The 1,794-nt window shown below is 51.6% G+C and carries 1 pseudogene; it reads right to left on the bottom strand.

Annotated features, from left to right (window positions below):
- Positions 1–93 precede the first annotated feature (93 nt).
- A pseudogene (locus C4S72_RS25555) lies at positions 94–1,086 on the bottom strand (IS1182 family transposase); the annotation flags it as partial.
- Positions 1,087–1,794 lie beyond the last annotated feature (708 nt).

Genomic DNA, 1,794 nt, shown 5'->3' with positions numbered 1-1,794 from the left:
TTGAAAACGAACGACGCTGTTTTGCCATTGAACACCTCTCCTTCGGTGGCGACTGTACCACCTAAATCGGTGTCCGGAATCATTGAACCACTACAGTTCTTCATTCTCTGGACAGGTATATCGATCCTGTTCGGCGTCGTAGCGGTACTGGTTCTTGTAGAAGTAGCCCTTACGATGGGTCGGTCGCCGGTAGCTGATGACGCCGTAAATTGATCGATCTTCCAGCCCTTTGCAGATCCCTGCGGTGAAGTAACCAGCATCCAGCCCTACCGACTGAACATCAAAGCCAAAGCGGTCTTTTTGACGATCCAGCCGCGGCAGATAGGGTCGACTATCATGCACGTTACCGGGCGTGATATGTACATCAGTGATGATGTTGCACCGTCCATCCACTGTACGATGATCCAGATAGAAAAAGCCTTTGGGCTTGCCGTCACGGACCATGTAGCCACTGTCAGGGTCTGTGGTGCTTTGCTTAATCTCCCGCGTCTCGGGCTCGCTCGATGGCGGTGGTAAGGGCTTTTTTCCATGGGCCAGGCGATCCTCCTCGACCGCCAGATCCAGTGCGTCCAAATAATCACGGCTCGTGCTGGCCGCTCGCGCTTTGATCCATTTGTTCTTATTGGCGTTGGCCTTGAGATGCGTCGAATCGGTGTACAGCGTCTTCCCGGACACCAGCTTTTTACGCATCGCTTGCAGGACTATCTCATCGAAGATCTGCTGATAGACCTCGGACTCGTTGAAGCGACGTCGGCGGTTCTGACTGAGCGTTGATGCATCAGGGATTTTGTCGGTGAGGTTCAGGCCTAGAAACCAGCGATAGGCAACGTTCACCTGCACATCACGAATCAACTGACGCTCGCTGCGAACCCCGTAGAGATAACCGAGGAACAGCAACTTGAACAGCAGGGTCGGATCGAGTGCAGGCCGGCCGTTATCGCTGCAGTAGAGGTCTTTCACCAGATCATGGATGAAGCTGAAGTCGATGGTTTTATCGATCTTCCGTAGCAGGTGATCGGCAGGAACGAGTTCGTCGATGCAGACAAACTCAAGTTCGGACTGGGTTGGGGCTCTGTCTTTTAGCATGACCCCATTATAAGAAGTCCCCGCACTTCGGCGAGGACTTTGTCAGCAGTCTGACGGACCCTTGTGGTCCGTTTTTTTTATTTAATAAGGTCTGGCTTGAGGAAAAGCCTCCCCAGAGGTGCTTCTTTGTATTGCGCTTTGGCTCTTTGCACTCAAAGCCCTTCCCCTGGTTCAGCGCTCGAATAACTGATAAGAAGCATAGCTCTGAGTTTGCAGTTTACCCGGTGTTGGCCCAAAGCGGACATGACACAATCCGCGCCCAAACGGTCTAGTAGTAAATAAGATCATTTATGCCTTGTAGAAAATACTTACGTGAATACTGCGTGTGTCCCATACTCCGTTTGGCTCTATAGGATGACCGTTTTACTGTAAATCGCGAGCTATCGAACGTGGGTGGTGGGTGTCACCCAATCCAGTGCGTGACTATAGGGCGGACTTGGTTAGTGAGCACTCGCAAGACTTGGAATTTCTGCCGGGCTGCATCGAGTGAGGCGCTCTTATGTTGCACTATGGGTGCAGATAGACTGGGGTATTTCCGCAACTTTGAGAAAATTGTAAAGTCTCTGGATGCCAATGTAGACAAGGGACAGCCAAATGGATACCGAAGGAATACGGGTTCTACCCCGTTTCCACGGACGGTTTTAAAACGGCGGATAGTTTCAAATCCTGAGCAGCGACTCTACGCCGCATCCTGGGATTATGAAACCG

It is taken from the genome of Marinobacterium lutimaris (genome assembly GCF_900108065.1).
Lineage (GTDB): Bacteria > Pseudomonadota > Gammaproteobacteria > Pseudomonadales > Balneatricaceae > Marinobacterium_D > Marinobacterium_D lutimaris.
Note: the sequence above shows the minus strand (reverse complement) of the source record. Positions and strands in the feature narration are given on the sequence as shown.